The following is a 21,289-nucleotide window of genomic DNA, read 5'->3' as shown; positions in this document are numbered from 1 at the left end:
TGAAATTCAGTCATGAAAAATATAAAATTTATAAAAAACACGCTGGCTTTGATGATGGCCTTTTTGGTGACAACATCCTGTTTGGATTTATTGGATGAACCTCTCGAAAATCAGATTATAGCAGCAGAAACTGACTATACACAATCCAGCAATATGATCTTAATGCTTTATGGTGCTTATGGCGAACTTTATGGATCTCAATGGGAAACATATATGCTGCTTGGGGTAAGAGGAGATGATGTGACTGCAGCAGGAGATCAGTTTCCTTTGACAGAAACTGATGAGTTCAGATACGATAGGAATTTCTGGATGTACAATTCAGTTTGGCTTAATCTCTACACTGATTTGATATACTGGCATGGAGCGATTGAGGAAATCAGAAAATACCAAGCGGCAGGTGCCAATCAGGCCAATGCGGAACAGTATATCGCTGAGATTAAAGTGATGCAAGGTTTTGAGCTTTTGCAATTGGCCCGTACTTGGGGTGCCATTTTGATCCCAAATAGTTCTCAGCCTAGTGCGCTATACGAAATTGAACTTTCTTCCTTTGAAGAAGTCATGGAGTATGTTTCGGAAATGATGGATGATGCCATTCCATTACTTCCCAGCGTGCATCCTAAGGACCGTTCAGATCTGCGAGGTGGAGTTACCCGCGGTACAGCTTTGGCAGTCAAAGCCATGGCAAATCTGGAATTGAAAAACTATTCTGCCGTGGCTGAGGCTACAGGTCAAATAATTGGAAGTAACAATTATGCATTGGAACCTGATTATTACCAATTGTTTAAAATACCCGGAAAATTGAACAGTGAAAATATCCTGGAATTTCAATATTCAGATTTTGGAACAGCTACGGGTACAAGGACAACATACCCCTTTGTCTCCTATGGTCCGGCTTCTTGGACACCGGCAGTTCCGGGGGCCTCTACAGGTTGGGGATTCTTCGCTCCAAGTGTAAAATATATCAAATTTATGCTTGACCGTGGGGAACAAGAACGACTTCAGACTACAGTTCTGTTCACTCCTGACGGAATGGATGAAATAATGTCAGATCCACAATATGCGACTTTGCCCTCTTGGGTTTCAAATATTACCCCTGATGGAGATAGATTCAACAATCACCCAAGGTATAATTTCCTCAGTGGTAAGCATTATCTCCCTTCAAACCAACTTATTCCTGGAAGATTTTCGTACGGTTCCAACAAGAATTTCACTGCCATAAGATATTCTGAGGTACTGTTGATGCATGCTGAAGCATTGGTAAACGGCGCAAGCAGTTCTGTACTTTCTGCTGATGAAGCAGTAAACTTGGTAAGGTCTAGAGTAGGACTAGGTCAACTCAGTGGAGTTACTCTTGATGATGTACTCAATGAAAAGTACGCAGAATTTGGTATGGAAAGTGGGATTCGTTTCTATGATTTAATGAGATATAATAGAGGCACAGAACTAAACTTTGGAGGCAGGAATTTCACTCCTGAAACAGATAGGTACCTTCCATATCCATTGGAGCAGGAAAATATCCTTCCGCAGTTGAAGAAATGAGAATAAAAGGAATAATAAATAAAACATAAGATTATGAAAAGGTATAATTTAATAATCATAGGATTGATATTTTTCATCTTAGGATGTACAGATAGTTACATAGATGAAATTATTGCAGTGGATCCTGGTCCTGATACAGAGGCACCGGAGGTTATGATTAATTTCCCTTTAGAGGGTACTTTGATACGCGTTCCTGAAGAAGTCACTCCTATCAACATTAATTTTGAGGTGGTGGATGACATTGAAATTGAATCGATAAAAATCCTTTTGGACGGAAATGAGATAGCAAGCTTTAATGAGTTTCTGGATTTTAGAAGAGTTGTGAAAATTCATACTTATGAAACTGTGGGAAATGGTCCACATACCCTTGTAATAGAGGCTAAAGATCTATCAGGTAAAAGTTCATCAAAAACGGTTTCTTTTGAAAAAGTTGAGCCATATACCCCGATTTATGATGATGAGATTTTTTACTTACCCTTTGACGGTGATTTCATGGAATTGGTTTCCACGACAACAGCAAATGTTCAGGGAAGTCCCGGTTTTGCCAATGGCATCAGTGGCACCGCCTATGATGGAGCAAATAATGCTTATTTGACTTTCCCTACTACAGGTATGCTGAATAATGAATTCAGTGCTGTTTTTTGGTACAATGTCAATGGAGATCCCAACCGTGCCGGGATTTTGGTAATTGGTCCACCTGATACTGTTAATCCCAATAATATGAATAACCGCAGTAACGGATTCAGATTGTTTAGGGAAGCAGCAGGATCCATGCAACGTGTAAAACTCAACATCGGAAATGGGACGGCAGACAATTGGTTTGACGGTGGCGCTGCTGCGGACATAGACCCATCCTCAGGAGATTGGGTTCACATTGCAATTTCGATGTCGCAAAGCAACGCAGCTGTTTACATCAATGGCAATGTAGTCAGAGAAGGGAGTTATCCTGGCGTTGAATGGACAGGTTGTGATATTCTATCCATAGGTTCCGGTGCCCCAAGATTTACAGGATGGGGGCATTTATCTGATGGAAGTCTCATCGATGAACTGAGGATATTCAGCAAGGCACTGAGTCAGTCAGAGATTCAGGCGATCATTGATGCTGAAAAACCCTAAAGAGTAAACATATAAACCCAAAAGGGAATTCAGATACCTATCTGAATTCCCTTTTATTTCCAAAACAATCCAAATGAGGAAATTGCTTCTAAGTTTATCGGTTTTGGTCTTATTCGTCAGCTGTGAAAAACCTGAATCTGAAGTCTCTCAATTGATTTTAGTTGAGGCTGATGCGGGAGATCAGGAAATCAGTTTGATAGAGCCCTATTCGGAAAATCTGCCCATTGACCGACCTATTACCTTACACTTTTCCACTTCTCTTGATCCTGTTTCTATAACCAACTCCATTACACTTTATGAAGGAAACCAATCCATCAATATTTCTACAAGCACGGTTTCGGACAATAGAAGTATTGTAATTTTCCCTTCAGGAGTGCTGAAAACCAATACTTGTTATAAATTGGTGATTTCGGAGAGTCTAAAAGGAAGTAATCAGGCGAGTTTTGCCGGCAAAGAATTTAGTTTCAAGACGATCTTGGGCGCGCTCCAAGTTACCTTGGAGATTAAGGATGCCCAATTGACCAAATCAGGGAGAATAGTTGAGGTACCTTTGGATTTCAGTGCGACTTTACAATTTTCACACCCTGTAGATAGAAATTCACTTTCTTCTGCCATTAAGTTGACAGGTGAAAACAGTCCTGGGTTACAATTTTCCTTTTCAGACCAAGATAGGAAAGTTGAGATTTCAGCATCTGAAACCTTACAATACCTAAGTAAATACCAGCTGGACCTAAAGAATACCATCAAAGGAGCTGAAGGAGAAAATTTTGCAGGATTGAGCAAGACTTTTTTCACTGAAATTAACCCAAATCCTAAATTCCCACAAATCTCTGAGGAGTCCTTATTGAATCTTGTACAAGAACAGACCTTCAAATATTTCTGGGACTTTGCCCATCCAAACTCCGGTTTGGCAAGAGAAAGAAATTCTTCCGGTAATCTGGTGACTATAGGTGGCTCGGGTTTTGGGGTCATGGCTCTTTTGGTCGGCATAGAGAGGGGTTTTATCAGTCGAGATGAAGGGGTGGAAAGATTAGGGAAAATAGTAAACTTTCTAAGTACCGCAGATAGATTTCATGGTGTATGGCCACATTGGCTCAATGGTAACTCAGGCCAGGTAATTCCATTCAGTCAAAGAGACAATGGCGGAGACCTGGTGGAAACGGCATTCATGATCCAAGGCCTCTTGACTGCAAGTGCTTACCTCAATGAATCCAACACGCAGGAAAAATCCATTATTGACAAAATAACCCAACTTTGGCACGAAGTGGAATGGGATTGGTATACAAGAGGTGGTCAAAAAGTACTTTATTGGCATTGGTCTCCACAGTATAATTGGGAGATGAATTTGCGAATTCTCGGTTGGAATGAATCCCTAATCATATATGTTTTGGCTGCAAGTTCCCCGACCCATCCTATTGATAAAGAGGTTTATGACAATGGTTGGGCCCGTAATGGAGCAATGCTTAACGGAAATACATATTATGGCATTGACCTGCCTTTAGGATATCAATTTGGTGGACCACTATTCTTTGCCCATTATTCATTTTTGGGACTTGATCCCCGTAATCTCAGCGACCAATATGCCGATTATTGGAAACAAAACAAGAACCATTCTCTGATTAATCAGGCTCATGCAGTGGTGAACCCTTTGGGATTTGTGGGCTATTCGGAAAATGCATGGGGTTTTACCGCAAGCGATAATCATTTGGGATACAATGCCCATTCTCCCACAAATGATTTAGGAGTCATCACTCCAACAGCAGCCCTTTCATCATTTCCTTATACACCTGAAGCTTCGATGAAGGCCTTGGAATTCTTCTATTATCAGATGGGAGATAGGCTTTGGGGAGAATATGGGTTCTATGATGCCTTCAATGTTACTGAAGGATGGTATGCCAATTCTTATTTGGCCATTGATCAAGGACCGATCATTTTGATGATCGAAAACCACAGGTCCGGATTACTATGGGACTTGTTTATGCAGAATCCGGATGTTAAATCCGGCTTGGATAAATTGAACTTTAATTATTAACCCAACAGATGATGAAAAGAAATTTATTATATGTTTTGATGATCCTATCGACCATTTTTTCCTGCTCAGAAAGGAAAGTGGGTACAGCTGAAATACAAGAAAACGAAGAAATTTCGGACGATTCCCTGATGAATCTTGTGCAATACAGGACATTCCAATATTTCTGGGATGGTGCCGAACCCACATCGGGTTTGGCGAGAGAACGATTCCATGTAGATGGAGAATACCCTCAAAATGATAAAAATGTAGTGACCTCCGGAGGAGGTGGTTTTGGTGTAATGGCCATTCTAGTTGGAATTGAACGGGGTTTTATTACACGAAAACAGGGATTGGAGAGATTAGAGAAAATTGTAACCTTTTTGGAGAATGCCGACAATTTTCATGGAGTTTGGCCGCATTGGTGGAATGGAGAAACAGGTAAGGTAAAGCCCTTCAGTAAAAAAGATGACGGTGGAGATCTTGTTGAAACCTCATTCATGTTGACAGGATTATTGACAGTAAGGCAATACTTCCGTGATGGAAATGAAAATGAGCAAGCTTTGGCAGAGCGGATCGATAAGCTTTGGAGGGCAGTTGAATTTGACTGGCATACCAAAGGAGGTGAGGATATACTTTATTGGCATTGGAGCCCAAACCATGGCTGGGATATGAATTTTGGGGTCAGGGGCTATAATGAATGTCAAATCATGTACGTCTTGGCTGCATCTTCGCCAACCCACAGCGTACCTGCTTCTGTATACCATAAAGGATGGAACAGAGACGGAGATATCAAAAATGACCCAAATCATGAAGCTTATGGCTACCATTTGGCACTTAAACATAATGGTGCTGAAGAATTCGGTGGACCATTGTTCTGGGCACATTACTCCTATTTAGGTTTGGATCCAAGAGGCCTGAAAGACCAATATGCCGACTATTGGGAACACAATACTAACCACACTTTGATCAACAGGGCATGGTGTGTGGAAAACCCTTTGGGTTATAAAGGTTACGGGCCTGAAAATTGGGGATTGACTGCAAGTTATTCAGTAAAGGGATATGCAGGACATGCTCCTGGAGATAAGCGGGACAGGGGTGTCATTTCGCCTACAGCAGCCCTTTCATCCTTCCCATATACTCCTGAATATTCCATGCAGGCTATGCGAAATTGGTATGAAAAATATGGTGATAAATTGTTCGGTGAATTTGGATTCTATGATGCCTTCAGTGAAACAGAAGATTGGTTTCCTCAAAAATACCTGGCCATCGATCAGGGACCCATCGTAGTAATGATGGAAAATCACCGTACTGGACTACTTTGGGATCTTTTCATGAGTTGTCCTGAAGTGCAGGGAGGGCTGCAGAAATTGGGTTTTGAATAGATGCTAGACTTAAGGCACAAGACCGAGATTTGATATCTAGGTAGGATTGAATAATAAAATATGGTTATAGGGATTAAATATTTTCTGTAAAAGAGCAAGTAACTTAAAGCTTTAATAATTCTGGATTCCTTCTGGAAAAGCTTGAAATTAAAGGAATTCTATTTTCACTGAAACAAATTAAGAACTATGAAGAATGCAGCCATTTTAGTTTTAATTGCCACAGTTGCCTTTTTGGCATGTAGTCCATCCATAGATCGGATGACAGATGATGAAAGGTTTATTCACAAAGCTGATTCAGTTCTTTCCTTGATGACTATAGAAGAAAAAATAGGGCAGTTGAATCTTCCTGCTGTGGGTGATTTTACTACAGGTCAGGCCTCAAGTTCCAACATTGCAGAAAAAATCAAGGCAGGAAAAGTCGGAGCACTTTTTAATATCAAAACAGCTGCTAAAATCCGGGATGTCCAAAAGGTTGCTGTGGAGGAAAGCCGATTGGGAATTCCATTGTTATTTGGCATGGATGTAATCCATGGATATGAAACTATTTTTCCGATACCCTTAGGCATAGCCAGTAGTTGGGATATGGAATTGATGGAAAAGTCTGCCAGGATTGCAGCAATTGAAGCCAGCGCGGATGGCATCAATTGGACCTTTTCTCCGATGACCGATGTATCCAGAGATCCTAGATGGGGTAGGGTTTCCGAAGGAAATGGAGAAGATCCTTATCTCGGCGCCCAGATTGCCAAAGCCATGATTAAAGGCTATCAAGGAGAGGATCTAACACTCAACAATACCATTATGGCCTGTGTCAAGCATTTTGCATTATATGGCGCTCCGGAAGCAGGAAGGGATTATCATACCGTGGATATGAGCAGACAGAAAATGTTCAATGAATATTTTCTGCCCTATAAAGCTGCTGTAGAAGCAGGAGTAGGAACGGTCATGACATCCTTCAACGACATAGATGGAATTCCCGCAAGTGGCAATAAATGGTTGATGACTGACGTACTTCGATAGCAGTGGGGATTTGATGGGTTCGTAGTGACTGATTACACGGCTATCAATGAGATGACTGACCATGGATTGGGAGATTTGCAAAGGGTATCTGCTATGGCACTAAAGGCAGGGGTTCATATGGATATGGTAGGAGAGGGGTTTTTGACAACTTTACAAAAGTCCTTGGAAGAAGGATTAGTGACAGAAAAACAGATCAACAAAGCTGTCAGACTGATTTTGGTAGCAAAATATAAGCTTGGTCTTTTTGATGATCCCTACAAGTATTGTGATCTTGACCGTGCCGAAAACGAGATTTTTACACCTGCGAACAGAAAAATAGCCAGAGACATTGCAGCCCAGTCTTTGGTATTGCTTAAAAACCAGGATGGGATTTTGCCTTTAGCAAAGCAAGGAACCATTGCTCTGATAGGTCCTTTGGCTGACAACAGGGAAAATATGACCGGGACTTGGAGTGTAGCTGCCAATTTTGAAAAATCAGTTTCAATACACGATGGGTTGAAAAAAGCTGTCGGTGACAAAGCAAAGATAGTGTATGCCAAGGGGGCAAATGTGGTCGCGGACTCCTTGTTTGAATCAAAGTTCAGTATCTATGGAAAACCTACTTATAGAGACAATAGACACGCCTCTGTGATGATTCAGGAGGCCTTGGATGTCGCCAAAAATGCTGATGTGATCGTAGCCGTTATGGGAGAAGCTGCAGAAATGAGCGGCGAGTCTTCCAGCTTGACAAATATTGATTTGCCCGAAAATCAAAGAGATTTATTGAAAGCCTTATTAAAAACCGGTAAGCCAGTTGTCATGGTATTGTTGGCAGGAAGACCAATGACGATCAAGTGGGAGGATGAAAATGTGTCTGCAATTCTGAATGCTTGGTTTGCCGGTTCAGAGGCAGGAGACGCCATTGCTGATGTGCTTTTCGGTGATGTCAACCCATCGGGTAAGTTGCCCGCAACTTTTCCTCAAAATATTGGGCAGGTACCGATTTATTACAACCAAAAAAGTACAGGTCGTCCGCTTCCTGAAGGTCAGTGGTTCCAAAAATTCCGTTCCAATTACCTCGATGTATCCAATGATCCGCTCTATCCATTTGGCTATGGATTGAGTTATACCACTTTTGAATACGGTGATCTGAAATTTAGCAGTGAGGATTTGAAAGGAGATAATAAGCTTCAGGCAAGTGTTGATTTAAAAAACACAGGAAAATATGATGGGGCAGAAGTGGTGCAATTGTATATCAGGGATTTGGTGGCAAGTATGACAAGGCCTGTCAAGGAACTGAAAGGGTTTCAGAAAGTTTTCTTGAAAGCAGGAGAATCAAAAACCATAACATTTGACATTTCCACGGAAGATTTGAAGTTCTACAATTATGACATTGATTTTGATTGGGAACCGGGGGAATTTGAAATCATGGTCGGAGGAAATTCCAGAGATTTGGTCAAGGGGAAGGTGAATTGGGGGAGGTAGGGTTTTGCAAATATGTTTTGTTAGTTATATAAATTCTGGATTTCTTTTTTCAGGGATATTTATTGATATTGGATATTTATTGATATTAGAAATCAAATCTTATGCGCTTCACTTTCTGCTTATTGCTCATTCTTTTTTGGAGTTTTAATTCCCATGGTCAAAAACAAAGCCTTCAAAGGTTTTTGGAAAGTGAGGTTAAGGACTTCAAAGGAGATGTGGGGATATATGTTTACAACCTAAAGACCAACGAAGAAGTGGCCATCAATGCAGACACCATTTTCCCGACAGCCAGTATTGTGAAAGTCCCGATTTTGGTTGGCGTAATGGATAAAATTGAAAAGGGTGAATTGGAGTACCATCAAAAGTTGGTTTATAGGGATTCCATCAAATATGGAGGTTCCGGTTTGATGCAGTTTTTCCAGGACAGTGTGGAAACGGAACTGAGTGTATTGATGTCATTAATGATCACCTATAGCGACAATACCACCTCTCTTTGGTGTCAGGCTTTGGCCGGTGGCGGAGAGCGGATCAATGAAATCATGGAAGGCTTGGGATTGGAACATACCCGTGTCAATTCCAGAACTCCAGGCAGGGAAGAAATCTGGAAAGTGTACGGTTGGGGTCAGACCACGCCAAGGGAAATGGCGCAATTGCTGGTAAAAATCAGAAGGGGAGAAGTTATCAGTCGGAAAGCTTCTGAACGAATATACCGTCTGATGTCAAATATTTTTTATGATGAGTATTCACTGTCTGCTATTCCTCCTTATGTTCAGACCGCATCCAAGCAGGGTATGGTCAATGCTTCAAGATCAGAATTGGTGATGGTCAATGCCCCTAAGGGAGATTATGTCTTTTATATCGCCACTAAAAACAATGAGGATCAACGATGGGAAGAGGACAATGCTGCCTATGAATTGCAAAGGAAAGTAAGTAGAATTTTGTGGGAATGGTTTGAGAATTGATAGCTGTTTTGAAAGTTGGATCTAGAATGTTTGGTTTCTTAACCACATTAGCTAAGAAGTCTTGATATATGCCTTTCTCCTGAAAATGATAATAACCTTAAATATCCAATTATTGCTCATCTTGATTTAAAATAAAAATCTTTAGGGACCAGTTTACTTGCATATTGGTAGGGGATTTTATTGGTATCTTGATATTCTGTAATTACGTTATATAATTTATTTTTAGTGTACGTAGAGCGTCCAATTGTGGTGATTGCTGCACCTCCTGCTAGTCCTACCAAAAATATGGTTCCTCCAGAATTATTGGTTTCTTCCAAAGGTGTTCCACTAATAAAATTACCAAAAGCTCCAATTGTTTGACCTGTAGCCTGAGCGGAACCGACTACGATACTAATTACTGTTGCGCTACCTGCTACAATCCATCCGGCGGTAGTTGAACTTTTTCTTTTTCTAAAAAACATATTGACCACTGCGGTAAGTGAATCGGATTCTGATGCAAGGCTCAAAAATTCATATTTTGACATTTTGGATGGTTTTTTGGAATAAGGAATTTGTTGGGACTTGGCTTCGAAAATAATAAAGCAAGTCAAAATAGTGAATATAGCATAAAGTCTCATGGGTAAGTGGTTTTAAGTTCGTATCAAATATATTCAAAATTTATTAAAAAAAATGTTCCAATTAATTGAAATTCAAAGAGATAGTGGCAAAAAATATTTTTTAGAAAGTTTCTACATCTACTGATTGGTAGTTCAAATAGATATGCATTTGAAATGAAAAAAAATCCGAATTTTTAGTTAAATATAATTTAAATACCACGCTATTCACGCTACAATATTCTTTCGAAAAAGTGATTATCAACTCATCCTTCTCTGATAATATTTTATCTTCATTCCAAAAAATACATCTTCATGCTCCCCCTGTTTTTCATTTCTATTTCCCCTCTGTATGTGCAAGGGAAGATATCTTTTATTTCTTCATAGGTGGTTTCGGAAATATTGATTTTTCCGGGAAGTGAGGCGGATTCCATCCGTGAAGCGATGTTTACAGTATCTCCCCAGATATCATATTGCCACTTTTTGATCCCTACTATACCGGCAACCACAGGCCCTGTATGTAATCCGATTCGGATATCAAAATGAGGCATTCCATATTCGGTTTTCTTTTTCTGCTCCACAAAGTCCAATATTTCCTTGGCTGCTTTGATGATTTTGACCACATGGGTTTCATCAGGAAGTGGTAAACCGCCTGCACACATATAAGAGTCCCCGATGGTTTTTATCTTCTCAAGTCCATATTTAGTGATGATTTCATCGAATGCCTTGAAGTAAAAATCAATACTATTGACCAGTTTTTTGGACTCTACATCTTTAGCTAAAACCGAGAACTCCACAAAATCTGTAAATAAAACTGTGACCATATCGATTTTTACAGCCTCAACTTTCCCATTCAGTTTCAGTTCTTGGGCAGTCTCAAAAGGTAAAATATTGAGAAGGAGTTTTTCTGATCGTTTTTTCTCAATCTGTATGTTTTTGTAATACCAGTATAATGTGCCCAAAATAATGGCTCCCAGAAAAACTATGATAATCAGCCCAATCATCACAATCCGAGTGTTTCTTTTGGCTTGATTGAGCATATCCACTTCCGCCTGTTTTTGTGCCACTTCAAAATCTGTCCTTAGGTCAGCCATTTTCTGAATGGACATTAAATTATTGACACTGTCCCTGAAGGCAACATGGTTTTTATAGTATTTTAAGGATGCATCTGTATTTCCGGACTTTTCATAAAGTTCTGAAATTTTGAGGTTGGCATTTGATATTTGCTCTTTGAGTCCATGGACTTCTGCCAATTGTAAACTTCTGATTGCGTATTCAAGAGCAGTACTTTCATCACCTTTTACCGAATAGATATCGGACATGTACAGCAGATATTCACAAATCGGATAAAAATCTTCCAATTCTTCAAGAAGGGTGATGGCTTCATTGATATTTTTTTCAGCAAGGTCCCGCTGTCCAATATTGGCATAAACCATACCGATATTGCCCAAACTATATGCCTTACCGGCCTGGTAATCCAACTTTTCGAATATGACGCTTGATTCCTTAAAGTAAGCATAAGCAGAATCAAACATGTCCCTATGTAGAAATTCATCCCCCGCATTCAATATATTTGATGCCAAGGCAATGGAATCATCAGATTGCCGCAAAGTTGAAATAGCTTTGTGGTAATAAAGCATGGCGTTGTTGTGATTATTGGAGACAGAATAAATATCTGCGATTGCACCGTAAGTGATGCCTTCTCTTTTCGATGAATTTGCATTTCCGGCAGCCTCTCCACTTTTGATATATGCTTCCAATGCTCCATCCAATTCCCCCATTTTTCTTTTATGAGTTCCTATCAAAAAATAGCCACTTTGTTCAGACAAAGGGTCGTTAAGTTGTTTTGAAAGCGAAATCAGTTCTTCCGCATATTTGATGGCTTGCTGAAGATCTTTCATTTCATTGAAAGACAAATCCTCAAGCAAACCTAATTTTTCGGAATCAGTCAGTAAACCTTGTTGATATATTTTGGCAAGACTGTCTGCTACTTTTTGGTCTTGTGAAAAGGCCAAGTCTATAGAAAGCCAAAAAAAAGCCAGAAATAAAAAAAAATGATTCATTTTTAAAATCATGAATCAAACGAAAGTCTAACCGAAATCTTGGGATCGAACATCTGGTTTGCGCTGGATCCGGTTTTGGTATAGGCAATTTCATATTCTTCTTCAGAACCTCGGGGGATGTTAGGGTCGACAGTTCCTTCCCAGTTTTTGGAATTGCCAACTCTGGTTGGGCCTTCACTGAAAATGTTTATTTCTGAATTGTTGATGATACCCGTGATTTCCTTAACACCGGAACGGCGACCAATTTTCCAGGTCACAGTGTCACCTGGGTCTACTTCAGTTTTTCCTTTATCTGACAGATCAAGGCTACCGTTGGGAAAAATTTTTTTAATAGTAATTTTATGATTTCGCATATTAGAATCATTTTAGACTTAAAAACATAGATAAATTACCAAAGCAATATAAGTATTAATCTCTATTTTTATTATTCAAACCGCTTAAAAATATTTATAAAAAACATAATTATGGATATTTTAGGGTATTCAAAGTAGGGATGTTTCAATAATTCAAATTCAATTCTCTTCTCAAAAATTCATCTTCTACTTTATTTCTGGTCCAATAATCCACGATTTTTAATCCCTTTCTTTTTGCTTTACTGATTTCTTTGGTTCCATCTGCTTTGGTTTGACTTTCTTCCCAACCCATAATTTGATAGGGGAACTCTTTTTCAAAATCGATCTTCAACACTCTGCTGCCTGAACTGTAAGTCACCTCCAATTGGCTGCGGTTGTTGCTGACATCAAGAACTCTGATAAAAGCCTCTTCTGTTTTGAATTCATCATGTGTAAATCTCTGGTAAAAGAGAGAAGGCATCATATTGACACTTCCAATGGGGATTTGATTGGGGTTGATTCTGATCAGATTCCAAAGTTCATCTTCTGTCCAACCTTTGAAGGAAAAGCTGTCATCACCTTCTTTTTCGAAATATGAAAAAATCTTTCCCTGATAGCTGTCTTTGCTTTTAAGGTTGATTTGTGTAAAGGTATGCCCGCACCATTCCTGAGAACTTGCGTTGATTTTTAGACTATGCTTTTTTTCTTTAGTCGGCGTAAAGACAGAAAGCATCATGTGATAAGGATATATTCCTGTTACAAAGTCCCGCGTTTGGTTCATTTTTATCACAGAAATCTTGTCAGTTCCTGCTTTTTCCGGTTGGTCCAGTTTGACTTGGTTTTTTCTGGAAAATTCCTCCGTTACAAATATCAGAACTGCCTCGCCTGTTCTGGGTTCTCCATACCTGTATTGTGTAAGATCAAAACTGGATATTTCAGCTTTCCCCTGAAACCAGTATTTTCCCCAAGCATCAAAATCTATTTCCTTTCGCTGGGGTCCGGAACAGGAAGCCAAGAAGATGAGCACCAATGAAAGAGACACAAAAGAAATACGCATACAATCTGGTTTTTTTCCAATTTAAGAAATCTTTGGATCAATCCGGAATTTTGTAGTATGCTTTTACTGCTTTGTAGTTTTTCAGGTTGACCGGGGCCATCCTTCCTGAAGTTGGGTTTCCACCCGGAATAATGACATACCTGAAACTGGCATCCCCGCCAATTGGACTTGGTGAGGAATTGTCCTCATTTGAGATGGCAATCTGGATTTTACCAAGCTGGAGGTAATGGATAAGTCTTTGATTTTTGGTTTGTGTGATGGGCTGTGAAATAGGAAGGGATTGGACCATATCCGGGAAGAAGTCAAATTTGACATAAACCATTACCGTCCCTCTGTCCATGATTTGGGAAGTAATGTTTGATTCATCCACGGTATAAATTTTTCTGATTTGGGTTAGAAAAAGGGTGGTGTTACTCCATTTGGCCTCATCAAATGGGATCCAATCAGAATAAATGACATTCGCGGTGCCCGTTTCTCCTTGCGGTCCCTGTTCTCCTTGTGGCCCAGTTGGCCCAACTTCTCCCTGAGGTCCAGTAGGCCCTGTCTCTCCCTGAGGTCCTTGAGGTCCAGTAGGTCCTGTTTCTCCTTGAGGTCCAGTTGGTCCAGTAGGTCCCGTCTCTCCTTGGGGTCCTTGAGGTCCTGTCTCTCCCTGTGGTCCAGTTGGTCCTGTCTCTCCTTGAGGTCCCTGAGGTCCGATTTCACCTTGAGGTCCCTGTATTCCAACAGGACCTGTCTGTCCTTGAGGTCCAGCAGGTCCCTGAGGTCCAGTAGGACCGGTCTCTCCCTGAGGTCCAGTAGGTCCTGTTTCTCCTTGTGGTCCAGCAGGACCTGTCTCTCCTTGTGGTCCAGTTGGTCCTTGAGGCCCGGTTTGTCCCTGTGGTCCTCTTGGCCCTGCGGGTCCGGTTTCTCCTTGAGGCCCTGCTATCCCTTGCGGACCTATTGGTCCCTGAGGCCCTGTTTCACCTTGAGGTCCTTGTTCACCATCCTGTCCCGGCTCTCCTGGTTCTCCCTGAATACCTTGTTCTCCTTGTACACCCTGTTCTCCTTGTAAGCCTTGTTCCCCTCTTGGGCCTTGCACCACTATAGGATCTTGTGTAGGTTCTTCATCTTTTACGCAGGAATAAAAGACAAATAATATTGTTAAAGACAAGCAAAACTTGAATAAAGATCTCATAATTTGGTTTTTGTTTGAAATAAAGATACCATTGAAAAATCAAGTAAATAATATTGACCTAAACTTTTAGACTAATGTTGTCTTTTTGTAAAATAAATTGATTTTTTTAATCTATTTAATTTGAAAGCCATATGTGTAAGTTAATCCACAATTTGGGGTGGTTTCAATTGAGATAATTTGATTTCCAATAGTTTAAATCTTTCATAATTTATGTTTTCAGATACATAAAAAAAAATATATTCTCTAAAATTATGCATTTGACAATAAAAAATTTCTTGTTTGAAAATTTGTCAAGACAGATTAGCCTGTTAGGGTAAACACCAAAAATTATTATAGTAGATAAAAACTCCCTTAAAAAACAAAATTTCTTCTTTAATGACTGCTATTCTTGACAATAAAGGAGAAGAAATTAATCTTTCTTTCCAATTGGTCTGGAATTCCTTGACCATTCACTCCAAGAACCAACATAGAGTTTGGGTATGTCCATGCCAGCATATGCAACCGCCAGTAATGTATGGCAGGCAGTAACTCCCGAACCACAGTGGACAATGATTTTCTCTGCAGGTTTTCCTTCAAAAATTCCCGAATATTTTGATTTTAGTTGCTCCGGTGGCAAGAAAAATCCATCCTTATCCAAGTTGGAGGCAAAAGGGATATTGATTGCTCCGGGGATATGACCGGCAATCAGATCAATTGGTTCTTTTTCTCCCCGATACCTTTCATTCTCCCGTACATCTATTATCAGATGATCCATATCTCCTGATACCTGATCGATTTCATGGATATCAGCAAGTGGGAGCAACCAATTTACTACGGGATATTGTGTTTTTTCAGGAATTTGCTCTTCCCCGCTTTTCACAGGAAACCCAATTCGAATGGCAGCATCCATACCGCCATCCAATACCTGTATCTTATCATGTCCAATTGCTTTCATCGTCCACCAAAACCTAGCGGCAGCATTTGCAGCGTTTTTGTCATCGTAGACTATGACATAGCTATCCGGTGATATACCAAGGTTATCGAGAAGTTCGCAGAATTTCTTCGGGTGGGGGAGAGGATGTCTTCCGCCTTTTGCAAAGTCATCCTTGATATCAGACAGATCATTATTGAGATCAACATGCAATGCTCCTGAAAGGTGTTTTTCCAAATATCCAGTTCGACCGAAACTGGCATCAATAAGTATGATATTTTCATTTTGAATTAAATTCAGCAATTCACTTGGCTGGATAATTGGAGGAAGTGTTGTCATATCAAGGCTGTTTTTGGTTTTTAAATATCCCAATAATTTGATTAAAAAAGAACCTGTTTAAATCAGAGTCTTGACAACTTGACCAATAAACATTTCCCAATTCATATTATTGTCCATCTTAATTTCCCGAAACTACCAAACTGTTAGCAATTCATAGAAAACATTTTTATTTTGGAAAAAATAAAACTACAAGCAATTGAGAAAACTGATATCCTTTACCCGTTTATTTCTATTTATATCTTTTATTTCTTTCAAGGCCCATGCTCAAAAAGAACCATTTACAGTTGCCGATGCCATTCAGGTAAAGTCGATGGGAAGCCAAAGCCTTTCTGATGATGGAAAATACCTGGCAGGAATCATCAGTGATGGCTCAGCCCGCTTTGAGACAGATCATTTCAGATTTCAGGATCCTTCCTATTTAAATGTACTGCCGGGTGAATTTGTCATTATCCAAACCGAAACGGGAGAACAGTTGAGACCAAATCCCGGGCTTTCAAGAGTAACTTCTGTTTCTTGGTCACCTACCAATAAAGAAATCGCTTTTTTGGAACAGCAGGAGGATAAACTTCATTTGATGATCTACGATATAGGCAGAAAAAGAAAAAGGGAAATTAAGATTTCAGGTAGTCCACTTTTGGCCAACGAAAGTCTGCTTTGGGCACCTGACGGTAAGTTCATTTATTTAAAAAGTAGAGAAGCTGACTGGTTGGAAAAAGCCATGCCGCTTTATCAAGAAGCCACCAAAGGCCCTATTGTAGTCTATGATGGTTCAGAACCTTTCCTCAAATGGGATAAAATCCGAAATACAAATGCACTTACGAATATTCTGAAAGTAAATCCTGTAAACGGGGTTAGTGAGAAGATTTTACCAGAATCCAATTATTCTCAATTGAACATAACAGAAGACGGAACAAAATTAATTTTCACAGAAAATTTTCCTCTAAAAACTTCTTATGTGCGCGACAAGGGGACAGCATATCAGGTTGCCTACATTGAACTTGGCACTGCAGATTCCGCTAAAGTAATTTATAAAAGAAACGAAAAAAGAAGAAATTTTAACTGGTCTGATTCCAAAACAAACTATGCTTGGGTGGATTCGGGTTATGTATTTGTGCGGAAATTGGGAAGCAATGATTCTATCAATCTAACGAAGGGAAAAGCCTTCGAAGAGGAGGGAAAAAAGAAAGATGTGAAATTCAATGTACTTTCCTGGAGTCCCGATGAAAAAGGTTTGTTATTGGGTTCTGATAAAGGATTTTGGTGGACAGATGCCCAAGGTGAAAGCCTTGAGTTGATATATGGTTTCGAAGAGGAAAAAGAAAATAGACCGGAGCTTGACTTGATCAAGTGGTCTGAGGATGGTCGTCATATCTATTTCAGTTATTCAGCCAAAAAAGAATGGAAAAGAGGATTTGTGAAGTTAGACATCAATGAAAAGCAAATTTCTGAAATCCTGTTGGACACAAAACTCTATACCGGAGTCCAATTTGCCAAAAATGGGGAAAAGGGAATTCTGAATCTTTCAGATGGTGACCTGCCTTCAGATGTGGTGGCGGTTGATTTATCATTTTCCAGTATGCAGCCTTTGACAGATATGAATCCCTGGATTAAAAGCAAGAAGCTGACAAGATCGGAATTGATCACCTATAGAAATGTGGATGGAAAGGAAATGAAAGGGATTCTTTATTATCCTGTGGACTATGAGGAAGGTAAAAAATATCCCCTTGTCTGTGAAATTTATGAGGTTTTTTTCAACAACGGTTATAACAGAAACATGAATCTGTTTGCCAATCAGAACTATTTTGGTTTGCGACCTTCGGTTGATTTGGAAATGGGTTACCCGGGTGAGGCTTGGGTGAAAGGGATCACTTCTGCCATCAACAAGCTGGTTGATGAAGGTAAGGTGGATAATGATAAAGTGGGTGTTCAGGGCGGAAGTTATGGTGGATATGCCACCTCGCTTCTGATTACCCAAACAGATCGCTTTACCGCGGCGATCAACATATCAGGTAAGGTCAATATCATCAGTTTTCTTGGGGATAGCCCTAAAATCGGGACAAGGAACTATACCGCTGCAGAATATGGTCAGGATAGAATAGGAGGAACTCTTTGGGATGAACCGCTCAAGTATTTTGCAACTACTGCGGTTCTTTATGCAGACCGGATCAAAACCCCGCACCTGATATTGACCGGTGAAGGTGATTGGAATGTGCCTGGTGGGAATTCAAGAGAGCTTTATTATGCCATGAGAAGGTTGGGCAAAGATGTCACTTGGGTCAATTACCTTAACGGAGGCCACGGTGCCGGGGCTGCAAGCAATGAAAGTGATTTTCATGACCATTGGAAGCGGGTTTTTGATTTCTATGAAAAACACTTCAACAAGGAAAAGGAAATAAAAAAAGACAAGGATGATGAAAATTGAATGGTTTTGAATTTTTCGATTTTGAACCAAAATACTTATAGATCCAAGACCCCATGAATTTAGCAGCCATTGATATCGGTACCAATTCCATCCACATGATTATTGTCAAGGTGACTTCAAAACAGACTTTTGAAGTTTTGGTACAGGAAAAGGAAATGGTAAAATTGGGTGTTGGGGTTTTTGCCAATAAAATGTTGAGCGAGAATGCCTTCAATGCGGGGATTGAAACCATATCCAGGTACGTTCAACTGGCAGATGAATACGGCGTGGAACACATCATCACCGCAGCCACTTCAGCAACCCGGGAAGCAAAAAACGGGCGGGAATTCCTAGATCGTTTGATCCAGGATATTGGATTGTCCCCACAGTTGATATCAGGGAAAGAAGAATCAAGATTGATCTTTTTAGCTGTAAAAAGAGCTATTGACCTTCAAGACACCAATGCATTGGTCATCGATATCGGTGGAGGCAGTACGGAAGCTGTAATTGGGAATAAAGACGCAGTCCTTTTTAAAAGCAGTATGAAACTTGGGGTGCTGAGGTTACTCGATAAAGTAGGTGATCAGGGTATTCTGAGTAAAGAAAAACAGGAAGACCTGAGGAATCATATCAAAGGGATAGCGAAAAAAGTGCTTTCTGAAGCAAAATCAATAGGGTTTTCAAGAGTAATTGGGACTTCGGGTTCCATTAGGACTTTGGGAGAGGCTGCCTTGTTGATGAATAAAAAAGGAAGTCTAAGTTCTATTAATGCAGAGACCGTCAAGGTAAAAGATATTGAGAAAATAACAACAAAATTGTTAAGTCTGCCCCCCGAAAAAAGATCAGAAATTCCGGGAATCAATGAAAATAGGGTAGACGCCATTCATTTGGGTGGATTGCTTCTGGTCGAACTGCTGAAGTTGGCTGAAGTGAAAGAATTGACCCTGTCAGATGCTTCACTCAGAGAGGGTTTGATTGTGGATTATGTTGAAAGAAACGGTCAGAAACTGGGGGATTTGGCATTGGGCAGTAGTATCCGGGAAAAAAGCTGTATGCTGAAATCCATGAAATATGAGACGGATATTCTGGAAAACAAACATGTTGCCCAATTGGCCTTGCAGCTTTTTGACCAATTGAAAGAATATCACGGAATGGATTCGGCGGCAAGGGAACTACTTTACTATGCTAGTCTTATTTATGATATTGGGACTTATGTCAATTTTCAGGATTACCACAAACACTCCCATTACCTGATTCTCAAGGGAAGATTGAGGGGATTCAACAATAATGAATTGTACATATTGGCCAACCTTGCCAGGTACCACCGCAAATCAGGACCTAAAAAGAAAAAAATCAAGAATCTTGATAAAAAAGACCGGAAGTTGGTTTTGGGACTTTCCGGAATATTGAGAATTGCAGTAGGGCTGGATAAAACCAAGAACCAATGGGTGGAGAATGTTTACTGTGTTTTTGAGGAGGATAAACTGACTATAAAGATTTTTGGGGATGCAGGTATGGACTTGGAAATCTGGGAGGCACAGCGTTTTTCGGATACCCTTTCCAAATTTTTGGGGAAGGAGATAGAGGTGATGAAGGGGTGAAAATATAGGAATGCTCTCATATCAATTGCCTCCTGCTATTTAGCGGCAGGAAAATTTAGGTAATCACTCTTTTGGTTTTAGCCAAACATTTATCTTTGAATTTCCCTAATCCAACTACTATTTTGCGTTATGTACCAATTGATCCATCAGACAGTCAGCCAGGTAGCAAGTCTTAGCACCAGAGAAAAAAGGATTTTTGAGGAAGCATTTACATTTAGACAGGTGCCGAAAAAGTTCAGGTTGATCCAAGAGGGGAAAGTGGCCAAAGAGTTGTATTTCGTCAATAGGGGATTGTTGAGGTTATTTTACACCAAAGCAGGGGAGGAAATTACAGCTTTTGTTTTTCAAGAGGGGCTATTTGGAGGTGCTTATGACTCCTTTCTTAGGCAATGTCCCAGTATCCAATCTTTGGAGACATTGGAAGACTGTGAACTTCTCGTTATCACAAAAGAAAATATGGATGACCTGTACAAAAAACTACCCATCATGAATACTATCACTCGTAAGATTGCTGAACAGCGTTTTATCAATGCACAGAAAATTTTGTCATCTTTTATCCTGGACAGTCCCGAAGAAAGGTACCGAAAGTTTGAAGAAGATCACAGAGACCTGATTCAGAGAGTACCCCAGCATTATATTGCTTCATTTTTGGGAATTACCCCGGTAAGTTTAAGCCGGATCAGGAAGAGGTTGATGGGGAAGGGAAAAGTGGAATGAATGTATTGGGTGGATTTTTTTTGACTCATTTTGGATGCCCGATGACTTCTTAACAAAAGATAATGAACCTAAGGGTCCCGAATAGCTACTTTTGATAGGAACATCAAACGATACACTCATGAAAATCAGAACTGAAATCATCATCAATGCATCCAAGGAAAAAGTATGGGATATCCTGACGGATTTCGGAAATTATAGCAGTTGGAATCCATTTATCATCCAAAGTAAAGGGCAGGCTGTTGTTGGAAATAAATTGACCAATACCATGAAAAACGGTGATAAGGATATGACCTTTAAGCCTACGATACTAAAAGTTGAAAGCTATCGGTATTTTGACTGGCTCGGGAGTTTATGGTTTAAAGGGTTGTTTGACGGACATCATTATTTTGAAATTGAAGAAATTAACCCAAACCAAGTCAAATTAAACCACGGTGAGAATTTCTCGGGAATTCTAAGTAAAATGATTTTGAATAAAATAGGAGATCAGACCAGGGAAAACTTTGTCAAAATGAATATGGCATTGAAGGAGAAGGCGGAGGGTTGAATTTTGGCGTTACAAACGCCTGACTCAGCGTCATGAAGCTACAAGCTTTGGACAACGCCTTCTTCAT

16 protein-coding genes and 1 pseudogene are annotated in these 21,289 nt (G+C 40.0%); 11 read left to right on the top strand and 6 right to left on the bottom strand.

From position 1 onward, the window contains the following. Positions 1 to 12: 12 nt before the first annotated feature. From B9A52_RS23960 to B9A52_RS23935, 7 genes and pseudogenes are all read left to right on the top strand, one after another. Positions 13 to 1,539 carry a RagB/SusD family nutrient uptake outer membrane protein gene (locus B9A52_RS23960; RefSeq protein ID WP_084123097.1) on the top strand — a complete coding sequence of 509 codons (1,527 nt, stop codon included), beginning with the start codon at positions 13 to 15 and terminating at the stop codon, positions 1,537 to 1,539. Positions 1,540 to 1,572: 33 nt separating this feature from the next. Further along, complete coding sequence (locus B9A52_RS23955) at positions 1,573 to 2,655, top strand: LamG domain-containing protein (RefSeq protein WP_084123096.1); 1,083 nt, start codon at positions 1,573 to 1,575, stop codon at positions 2,653 to 2,655. 73 nt (positions 2,656 to 2,728) lie between these two features. After that, a complete protein-coding gene (locus tag B9A52_RS23950; RefSeq protein ID WP_084123095.1) occupies positions 2,729 to 4,687 on the top strand; it encodes a glucoamylase family protein in 1,959 nt (652 codons plus the stop codon). Positions 4,688 to 4,698: 11 nt separating this feature from the next. Then, positions 4,699 to 6,048 (top strand): glucoamylase family protein, encoded by a 1,350-nt coding sequence (locus B9A52_RS23945; protein ID WP_084123094.1) that lies wholly within the window; start codon positions 4,699 to 4,701, stop codon positions 6,046 to 6,048. Between the two features lie 186 nt (positions 6,049 to 6,234). Beyond that, positions 6,235 to 8,160: pseudogene (gene bglX / locus B9A52_RS23940) on the top strand (beta-glucosidase BglX); the annotation flags it as partial. A 123-nt stretch (positions 8,161 to 8,283) separates the two neighbouring features. Beyond that, complete coding sequence (locus B9A52_RS26435) at positions 8,284 to 8,529, top strand: fibronectin type III-like domain-contianing protein (protein WP_262483158.1); 246 nt, start codon at positions 8,284 to 8,286, stop codon at positions 8,527 to 8,529. Between the two features lie 101 nt (positions 8,530 to 8,630). Beyond that, positions 8,631 to 9,491: a serine hydrolase gene (locus B9A52_RS23935; protein ID WP_084123093.1), complete on the top strand. Its 861-nt coding sequence runs from the start codon at positions 8,631 to 8,633 to the stop codon at positions 9,489 to 9,491. A gap of 116 nt (positions 9,492 to 9,607) precedes the next feature. Here the strand turns inward: B9A52_RS23935 and B9A52_RS23930 are convergent, their stop codons facing one another. From B9A52_RS23930 to B9A52_RS23905, 6 genes are all read right to left on the bottom strand, one after another. Then, positions 9,608 to 10,015: a hypothetical protein gene (locus B9A52_RS23930; protein ID WP_157370282.1), complete on the bottom strand. Its 408-nt coding sequence runs from the start codon at positions 10,013 to 10,015 to the stop codon at positions 9,608 to 9,610. Between the two features lie 362 nt (positions 10,016 to 10,377). Then, the gene (locus B9A52_RS23925) at positions 10,378 to 12,147 is read right to left on the bottom strand and encodes an adenylate/guanylate cyclase domain-containing protein (RefSeq protein ID WP_231955399.1); all 1,770 of its coding nucleotides are present in this window, start codon (positions 12,145 to 12,147) and stop codon (positions 10,378 to 10,380) included. Positions 12,148 to 12,155: 8 nt separating this feature from the next. Further along, positions 12,156 to 12,500, bottom strand: coding sequence for a hypothetical protein (locus B9A52_RS23920; protein WP_084123090.1), 345 nt, complete (start codon positions 12,498 to 12,500; stop codon positions 12,156 to 12,158). Between the two features lie 145 nt (positions 12,501 to 12,645). Then, a complete protein-coding gene (locus tag B9A52_RS23915) occupies positions 12,646 to 13,536 on the bottom strand; it encodes a hypothetical protein (protein WP_084123089.1) in 891 nt (296 codons plus the stop codon). Between the two features lie 37 nt (positions 13,537 to 13,573). Further along, positions 13,574 to 14,710 (bottom strand): collagen-like domain-containing protein, encoded by a 1,137-nt coding sequence (locus tag B9A52_RS26480; RefSeq protein ID WP_084123088.1) that lies wholly within the window; start codon positions 14,708 to 14,710, stop codon positions 13,574 to 13,576. A gap of 409 nt (positions 14,711 to 15,119) precedes the next feature. Continuing rightward, positions 15,120 to 15,959, bottom strand: coding sequence for a sulfurtransferase (locus B9A52_RS23905; RefSeq protein ID WP_084123672.1), 840 nt, complete (start codon positions 15,957 to 15,959; stop codon positions 15,120 to 15,122). A 196-nt stretch (positions 15,960 to 16,155) separates the two neighbouring features. Here B9A52_RS23905 and B9A52_RS23900 point away from each other — a divergent pair, with 196 nt between their 5' ends. From B9A52_RS23900 to B9A52_RS23885, 4 genes are all read left to right on the top strand, one after another. Further along, positions 16,156 to 18,381 (top strand): S9 family peptidase, encoded by a 2,226-nt coding sequence (locus tag B9A52_RS23900; protein WP_084123087.1) that lies wholly within the window; start codon positions 16,156 to 16,158, stop codon positions 18,379 to 18,381. Between the two features lie 53 nt (positions 18,382 to 18,434). Next, positions 18,435 to 19,961 carry a Ppx/GppA phosphatase family protein gene (locus B9A52_RS23895; protein ID WP_084123086.1) on the top strand — a complete coding sequence of 509 codons (1,527 nt, stop codon included), beginning with the start codon at positions 18,435 to 18,437 and terminating at the stop codon, positions 19,959 to 19,961. 129 nt (positions 19,962 to 20,090) lie between these two features. Further along, positions 20,091 to 20,678 (top strand): Crp/Fnr family transcriptional regulator, encoded by a 588-nt coding sequence (locus B9A52_RS23890; protein WP_084123085.1) that lies wholly within the window; start codon positions 20,091 to 20,093, stop codon positions 20,676 to 20,678. A 118-nt stretch (positions 20,679 to 20,796) separates the two neighbouring features. Further along, entirely contained in the window at positions 20,797 to 21,222 is a 426-nt protein-coding gene (locus B9A52_RS23885; RefSeq protein WP_084123084.1) for an SRPBCC domain-containing protein, read from the top strand. Positions 21,223 to 21,289 lie beyond the last annotated feature (67 nt).

The sequence above is a fragment of the Aquiflexum balticum DSM 16537 genome (assembly GCF_900176595.1).
GTDB classification, from domain to species: Bacteria; Bacteroidota; Bacteroidia; order Cytophagales; family Cyclobacteriaceae; genus Aquiflexum; species Aquiflexum balticum.
Note: the sequence above shows the minus strand (reverse complement) of the source record. Positions and strands in the feature narration are given on the sequence as shown.

Bases quoted from the DNA above. Each gene is read 5' to 3' on its own strand.
- B9A52_RS23960 (WP_084123097.1), top strand. From the start codon at position 13: ATGAAAAATATAAAATTTATAAAAAACACGCTGGCTTTGATGATGGCC.
- B9A52_RS23955 (WP_084123096.1), top strand. From the start codon at position 1,573: ATGAAAAGGTATAATTTAATAATCATAGGATTGATATTTTTCATCTTA.
- B9A52_RS23950 (WP_084123095.1), top strand. From the start codon at position 2,729: ATGAGGAAATTGCTTCTAAGTTTATCGGTTTTGGTCTTATTCGTCAGC.
- B9A52_RS23945 (WP_084123094.1), top strand. From the start codon at position 4,699: ATGAAAAGAAATTTATTATATGTTTTGATGATCCTATCGACCATTTTT.
- B9A52_RS23935 (WP_084123093.1), top strand. From the start codon at position 8,631: ATGCGCTTCACTTTCTGCTTATTGCTCATTCTTTTTTGGAGTTTTAAT.
- B9A52_RS23930 (WP_157370282.1), bottom strand. From the start codon at position 10,015: ATGTCAAAATATGAATTTTTGAGCCTTGCATCAGAATCCGATTCACTT.
- B9A52_RS23925 (WP_231955399.1), bottom strand. From the start codon at position 12,147: ATGAATCATTTTTTTTTATTTCTGGCTTTTTTTTGGCTTTCTATAGAC.
- B9A52_RS23920 (WP_084123090.1), bottom strand. From the start codon at position 12,500: ATGCGAAATCATAAAATTACTATTAAAAAAATTTTTCCCAACGGTAGC.
- B9A52_RS23915 (WP_084123089.1), bottom strand. From the start codon at position 13,536: ATGCGTATTTCTTTTGTGTCTCTTTCATTGGTGCTCATCTTCTTGGCT.
- B9A52_RS26480 (WP_084123088.1), bottom strand. From the start codon at position 14,710: ATGAGATCTTTATTCAAGTTTTGCTTGTCTTTAACAATATTATTTGTC.
- B9A52_RS23905 (WP_084123672.1), bottom strand. From the start codon at position 15,959: ATGACAACACTTCCTCCAATTATCCAGCCAAGTGAATTGCTGAATTTA.
- B9A52_RS23895 (WP_084123086.1), top strand. From the start codon at position 18,435: ATGAATTTAGCAGCCATTGATATCGGTACCAATTCCATCCACATGATT.
- B9A52_RS23890 (WP_084123085.1), top strand. From the start codon at position 20,091: ATGTACCAATTGATCCATCAGACAGTCAGCCAGGTAGCAAGTCTTAGC.
- B9A52_RS23885 (WP_084123084.1), top strand. From the start codon at position 20,797: ATGAAAATCAGAACTGAAATCATCATCAATGCATCCAAGGAAAAAGTA.